4 protein-coding genes are annotated in these 6152 nt (G+C 75.2%); 2 read left to right on the top strand and 2 right to left on the bottom strand.

Going from position 1 to position 6152, the window contains the following annotated elements; all coding sequences use genetic code 11:
* A partial coding sequence (locus ACSMHG_RS17935) for a ubiquitin family protein (protein WP_435747655.1) occupies positions 1-993 on the bottom strand: 993 nt, incomplete at its 3' end.
* Positions 994-1171: 178 nt separating this feature from the next.
* Here ACSMHG_RS17935 and eccCa point away from each other — a divergent pair.
* Positions 1172-5188, top strand: coding sequence for a type VII secretion protein EccCa (gene eccCa, locus ACSMHG_RS17930; protein ID WP_435747653.1), 4017 nt, complete (start codon positions 1172-1174; stop codon positions 5186-5188).
* 141 nt (positions 5189-5329) lie between these two features.
* Here eccCa and ACSMHG_RS17925 read toward each other — a convergent pair whose 3' ends face one another.
* Positions 5330-5815 carry a nuclear transport factor 2 family protein gene (locus tag ACSMHG_RS17925; RefSeq protein WP_435747651.1) on the bottom strand — a complete coding sequence of 162 codons (486 nt, stop codon included), beginning with the start codon at positions 5813-5815 and terminating at the stop codon, positions 5330-5332.
* A 146-nt stretch (positions 5816-5961) separates the two neighbouring features.
* Here ACSMHG_RS17925 and ACSMHG_RS17920 point away from each other — a divergent pair, with 146 nt between their 5' ends.
* A complete protein-coding gene (locus tag ACSMHG_RS17920; protein ID WP_435747649.1) occupies positions 5962-6135 on the top strand; it encodes a hypothetical protein in 174 nt (57 codons plus the stop codon).
* Positions 6136-6152: the final 17 nt, after the last annotated feature.

Here is a 6152-nt window from a genome sequence, read left to right as displayed (position 1 = left end):
GGCGACGGCGGCCACCGACTCGGCCCGCACGAGCGTGCGCCGGCGGCGGCCGGGCGGGCGGTCCCGGGCCGACCAGGCCGTGACGGCCAGGCGCTCGAGGTCGACCAGCAGCTGGTCGGGCACGTCGACCGCCCAGCTCGGGACCACGCGGGCGGCGAGCACCGCTGCGACGAGCAGCACCGCCCACACGACCTGCGGCGCCACACCGGCCAGGGTGCCGAGCGCCGTGGTCGCGAAGACGGCCAGCCCGCCGACGACCCAGGTGCGCAGGGCCTCCTCGGCGCGCTCGTGGAGGGCGCGCGCCACGGCCGCCACCACGGCTGCGGCCAGCGCCGCGGTGCCGAGGACCCCGGGCAGCCGCTCGGGCGCCGGGTCCCAGACCACCGCCAGCGCCGCTGCGCCGCCGAAGACGGGTGCGACGGCGGCGCGGTGGCCGGCGAGGCGACCGACCGGCACCAGGGCCAGGAGGGCGCCGACGACGAGGGCGGCCACCGCCGCGGTGCGGACACCACCGGCGGCACTCGAGGCCGCGAGCCAACCGCCCAGCGCCGCAGCGGCACCGGCGAGCACGCACCACGTGGCAGCCAGGGCGGAGGAGCCGGGACCGGCCTCGTCACGGCCGTCGGCCGGCCACCCCGTGTGGTCGCCGGGCAGCCCACCGGGCAGCTCACCTGGCCGGTCGCCGGGCCGGTCGCCGGGCCGGTCGCCGGGCCGGTCGCCGGGCCGGCCGCCGGGCTGGTCACCGGGCTGGTCACCGGGCAGCAGCGCGACCAGCACGCTGCCCGACCCGACCCCGGCCTCGGCCAGCGGGACCGACGCGGGGAGGGGCCGGCCGGTGCTCCGGACGAGGACAGGTGCCACCGGCAGGCCGGCCTGCTCGGCGTACGCCGCCGCCACCTCGCGGGCGTCGCCGTCCGCCGGGACGACGAGGTCGAGGACGCCGCGCGAGCCGTGCACGCTCAGCACGACGAGGTCGCCCGTGCGTCCGGTCATCGCGCCTCCCGTCCCGGCATCCTGCAGTGCGACGGCACACCGCCCCTCCGCGTGGCACGGAGGGTAGCCGGGGACAGCCGCCGGGTGCACTGGCCGCCGGCCCCGGCGCTGCCTATCATCGCCGCGACCGCGCCGGCGACCCGAGCGCCCTGCGGCGACGTCAGCGAGGAGCCTGGGTGTGAGTACGACGCTGCGCGGTGGGCGGGTCGAGGCCCCGGAGCTGCCCTCCGGCCAGATCGTGCTGCAGCCACCGCCGCCGCTGGAGCCGCACGAGGGCGCCGGGGGCGTGCTGATGAACGCCATCCCGATGCTCGGCAGCCTGGGGTCGATCGTGCTGGTGGCCACGATGGGCGGCAGCGGCGGCCGCAGCTACATCGCCGCCGGCATGTTCCTCTTCGCCACCGTCGGCTTCATCCTCGTCCAGGTCGACCGGCAGCGGAAGCAACGGGTCCAGCAGGTCACCGGCTCCCGCACCGAGTACCTCCGCTACCTCGCCACCGTCCGCCGACTCGCGCGTGACGCCGCCGACCAGCAGCGCCGGGCCCTGACCTGGCACCACCCCGAGCCGGCCGCCCTGCCCGCGGTCGCCGAGGAGCGCTCCCGGGTGTGGGGGCACGCCACCACGGACCCGAACTTCCTCCACGTCCGCTACGGGACCTGCGCGCAGCCGTTGATGCTCGACCTGGTGCCGCCGGAGAGCGCGCCCATCGACCAGGTCGACCCGGCCGCCGCCTCCGCCCTGCACCGGCTCCTCGTGGTGCACCGGCTCCAGCCGGACCTCCCCGCAGCGGTGGACCTGCGGGCCTTCGACCGCATCGAGCTGTGCGGGCCCGAGGAGGCCGCCCGGTCGCTGGCCCGCGCGATGATCTGCTCGGCGGCCACCTTCCACTCCCCCGAGCACCTGCTCGTCGCCGTGCTGGCCTCCGAGCGGACCCTCGCCCACTGGGACTGGGTGAAGTGGCTGCCCCACGCCCAGAGCGCACAGCAGTCCGACGCCGCCGGCCCGATGCGGATGGTCACCACCGGTCTCGGTGACCTCGCGGCGCTGCTGCCGCCCGACCTCGGCGACCGGCCGCGGTTCGGCGCCGACGAGCGGCCGGCCACGCCGCACATCCTGCTGGTCATCGACGGCGGCGAGCTGCCCCCGGGCAACCACGTCGTGCCGCCCGACGGCCTCCACGGCGTCACCCTGCTGGACCTGCCGGCCCGCTGGGGCGAGCTCGAGGACGCCACCCGGCTGCGCATCCAGCTCGAGGACGGCCGTCGCCGCTCCGACGACGTCCGCCAGCCGGTGCTGGCGGTCCGGCTGCGCGAGGAGCCGGTCGCCGCCCACGCCGACCAGTGCGACCTCGCCACGGCGGAGGCGTGCGCCCGGCGGCTCACCCCGCTGCACACGGTCGCCTCGGGCGTCGTCGAGCCCACCGGCGGGGAGATCACCGGCCCGACGGACTTCATGGAGCTGCTCGGGCTGGGCGACGTACGCCGCTTCGACCCGACCACGGCCTGGCGTCCCCGCCCGGCGCGGGACCGGCTGCGGGTCCCCGTCGGCCTCGGAGAGGGCGGCGCCCCGGTCCACCTCGACATCAAGGAGTCCGCGCAGCAGGGCATGGGCCCGCACGGGCTGGTCGTCGGCGCCACCGGCTCGGGGAAGTCGGAGTTCCTGCGCACCCTGGTGCTCGGCCTGGCGATGACCCACAGCCCCGAGCAGCTGAACCTGGTGCTCGTCGACTTCAAGGGTGGCGCCACCTTCGCCGGCATGAGCGGGATGCCGCACGTCTCCGCGGTGATCACCAACCTCGCCGACGAGCTGACCCTGGTCGACCGGATGCAGGACGCGCTCTCCGGCGAGATGGTGCGCCGCCAGGAGCTGCTGCGGGAGGCCGGCAACTTCGCCTCGGTCCGCGACTACGAGAAGGCGCGCGCCGCCGGGGAGGACCTCGCGCCGCTGCCGTCGCTGTTCATCGTCGTCGACGAGTTCTCCGAGCTCCTCTCGGCCAAGCCGGAGTTCATCGACCTCTTCGTGGCGATCGGCCGGCTGGGCCGCTCCCTCGGCCTGCACCTGCTCCTGGCCAGCCAGCGCCTCGAGGAGGGACGGCTGCGCGGCCTGGAGTCGCACCTGTCCTACCGGGTCGGCCTGCGGACCTTCAGCGCCCAGGAGTCGCGCTCGGTCCTCGGCGTGCCCGACGCCTACGAGCTGCCGCCGGTGCCCGGGCTGGGCTACCTCAAGCCGGACCCGACGGCGCTCGTCCGCTTCAAGGCCGCCTATGTCTCCGGACCGCCGACGGGTCGCGCGCGGGTCCGCCGCGACGAGAGCGGGCACGTCGGCGGGATCCTGCCGTTCACGGTCGCCGAGGTGCAGGCCCTCGAGCTCCCGGAGGCCGAGCCCGAGCCCGCCACCGTGGCGGTGCCCGAGGGTGCCGGCCAGGAGTCCCTGCTCGACATCGCGGTCACCCACATGGCCGGCCGGGGCGCACCCGCCCACCAGGTGTGGCTGCCGCCGCTCGACGCCCCCGACACCCTCGACCAGCTGATGCCCGGGCTGGTCGAGGACCCGGCGCTGGGCCTCGTCGCGCCCGCCTGGCGCGACCTCGGCGGCCTGGTGGTGCCGCTCGGCACCGTCGACCGGCCGCGCGAGCAGCGCCGCGACACCCTCACGGTGGACCTCGCCGGCGCGAGCGGCCACGTGGCGGTCGTCGGCGGCCCGCGCTCGGGCAAGAGCACCCTGCTGCGCACCGTCGTCACCAGCCTCGCGCTCACCACCACCCCGCTCGAGTCGCAGTTCTTCGTGCTCGACTTCGGTGGCGGCACCTTCGCGCCGCTCGCCGGCCTCCCGCACGTCTCCGGCCTCGCCAGCCGGTCGGAGCCCGACGTCGTGCGCCGGGTGCTGGCCGAGGTGCAGGGGGTGGTCGACCGGCGGGAGGCCTACTTCCGCCGCCACGGGATCGACTCGATCGAGACCTACCGAACCCGGCGCGCCACGGGCCGCGTCGACGACGGGTACGGCGACGTCTTCCTCGTCGTCGACGGCTGGAGCACGCTGCGGGCCGACTTCGACGACCTCGAGCTGGAGATCCAGCAGCTGGCCACCCGCGGGCTCACCTTCGGCGTCCACGTCGTCGCCGCGGCGACCCGGTGGTCGGACTTCCGGGCCGCCATGCGCGACATGTTCGGGACCAGGCTCGAGCTGCGCCTCGGTGACGCCATGGACTCCGAGATCGACCGCAAGGTCGCCCAGCTGGTGCCCTCGGGCCGCCCGGGCCGCGGCCTGGTCCCGGACAAGCTGCACTTCCTCGGTGCGCTGCCGCGCATCGACGGCGACAGCGGCACCGAGACCCTCGGCGACGGCGTCGAGGACCTGGTCCGCCGGGTGGCGGCGGCGTGGACGGGCCCCGCCGGGCCGAAGCTGCGGCTGCTGCCCGACCGGATCACCTTGGAGGAGGTGCGCCGGCTCGCGGAGGCCGCCAGTGCCGCGAGCGCCGAGGGTACCCGCGCCGAGGACCGGCACCTGCTGCTCGGCGTCGACGAGAAGGAGCTGGCGCCCGTCGGGCTCGACCCGGAGGCCGAGCCGCACCTGCTCGTCTTCGGCGACGGCCGGTCCGGGAAGAGTGCCCTGCTGCGCGCCTACGCCCGCGAGGTGATGCGGACGCGCGGGCCGCGCGAGGCGCAGCTGGTCGTGGTCGACTACCGCCGGTCGCTGCTGGGCGAGGTCCCGGAGGAGTACCTGCTCAACTACCTGACCTCCGCGACCCAGGCCCAGCCCGCCCTCGCCGACCTCGCGGCGTACCTGCAGAACCGGATCCCCGGACCGGACGTGACCCCCGACCAGCTGCGCAACCGGACCTGGTGGACCGGTGCGGAGGTTTTCGTCCTCGTCGACGACTACGACCTGGTGGCGACCCAGCAGTCCTCGCCCGTGAGCGTGCTCCAGCCCCTGATGGCCCAGGCTCGCGACGTGGGGCTGCACCTGGTGGTGGCGCGCCGCTCCGGCGGCGCTTCGCGCGCGCTCTACGAGCCGGTGATCCAGTCGATGCGCGACCTGGCGATGCCCGGCCTGCTGCTGTCGGGCAGCCCCGACGAGGGCCCGCTGCTGGGCAACCTGAGGTCGGCACCGGCACCGCCCGGCCGCGGCCGGCTGGTCACCCGCGACCGGGGGACCGAGGTCGTGCAGGTGGCCTGGACCGACCTGGCCCTCTGACCACGGGCGCCTGCGGCAGGCGCCGTCGCGTGGTGCGGACGGTGCATCGCGGCCTTTCCTGTCGCTTCTCGGGTGTTGCCACAGCAGCGAGGCGTCAGCATCCCAAGTTCACTTGGGATGCTGACGCCTCCCTGCCTTCCCTCACACGTGCGTGTGCGTCCCGGGCCCGCTGACCTTCAGGCTGGGTACGTCGTCCATGTTCCAGGTCATCTCGTAGGTGCGCCGGTAGCCGGTGTGGGCCACCCGCCAGCCTCCGGGCGTGCGGACGTACCGGTCGGTGTAGATCGCGGCGCCCTCCAGGACGTACCGGAAGGCCTCGACGATGACCTTGTCCTGGAGGTACCAGCGGCCGGTGGCGGAGTCCCCCTCGATGGTGATCTCGGGGTGGTGCGCCTGGTGGAGCGTGATCATCCCGTCGGTGAGGTGCTCGCGCATGTAGCCGACGAGTGCCGCGCGGTCGTCGAAGACCAGGCCGTTGTAGTCGCCGGTGGCCTCCGGGACGAAGCAGCCCTCGAACTCCTCCCACGCCTTGGTGTCGAGCGTGCGGAGGTAGGTGTACTTCAGACGGCAGATCTCGGCCACGTCGCGGGCGTCGTCGGCGCTGGTGGGCGAGGACTCGCTGGTCATCGCTGCAACGTAGATCACACGCGCCGCACGCGAGTTAAACGTCCCCGTAACCGGGAGTCAACCGCCCGGCGATGTTCCTGCGGCAGCGTCCTCCTCACCGACCGCCCGACACCCCGGGCTCCCGACCAGCACCCTTGGAGGACGTCATGGCTGACCCCACGTCGATCGACCAGCGGCTCGAGCGGATCCGCGAGCAGCGCGCCGCGCTCCGGACCCGACACTCGCAGGCCCTCACCCGCCTGATGGACCAGCGCGCCGACCTGCGCGGCGTCCACGCGCTCGCCGACCTGGTCGACGACTCGGTGCGCTGGTCGGTCTGAGACCCGCACCGGCCGGC

This window comes from Nocardioides ureilyticus (assembly GCF_051280745.1).
In the GTDB taxonomy this organism is placed as follows: domain Bacteria; phylum Actinomycetota; class Actinomycetes; order Propionibacteriales; family Nocardioidaceae; genus Nocardioides.
This window is presented reverse-complemented; position numbering and strand designations above follow the sequence as displayed.

Excerpts from the sequence above, each read along its gene's own strand:
- ACSMHG_RS17925 (WP_435747651.1), bottom strand. The coding sequence starts at position 5,815 with ATGACCAGCGAGTCCTCGCCCACCAGCGCCGACGACGCCCGCGACGTG.
- ACSMHG_RS17920 (WP_435747649.1), top strand. The coding sequence starts at position 5,962 with ATGGCTGACCCCACGTCGATCGACCAGCGGCTCGAGCGGATCCGCGAG.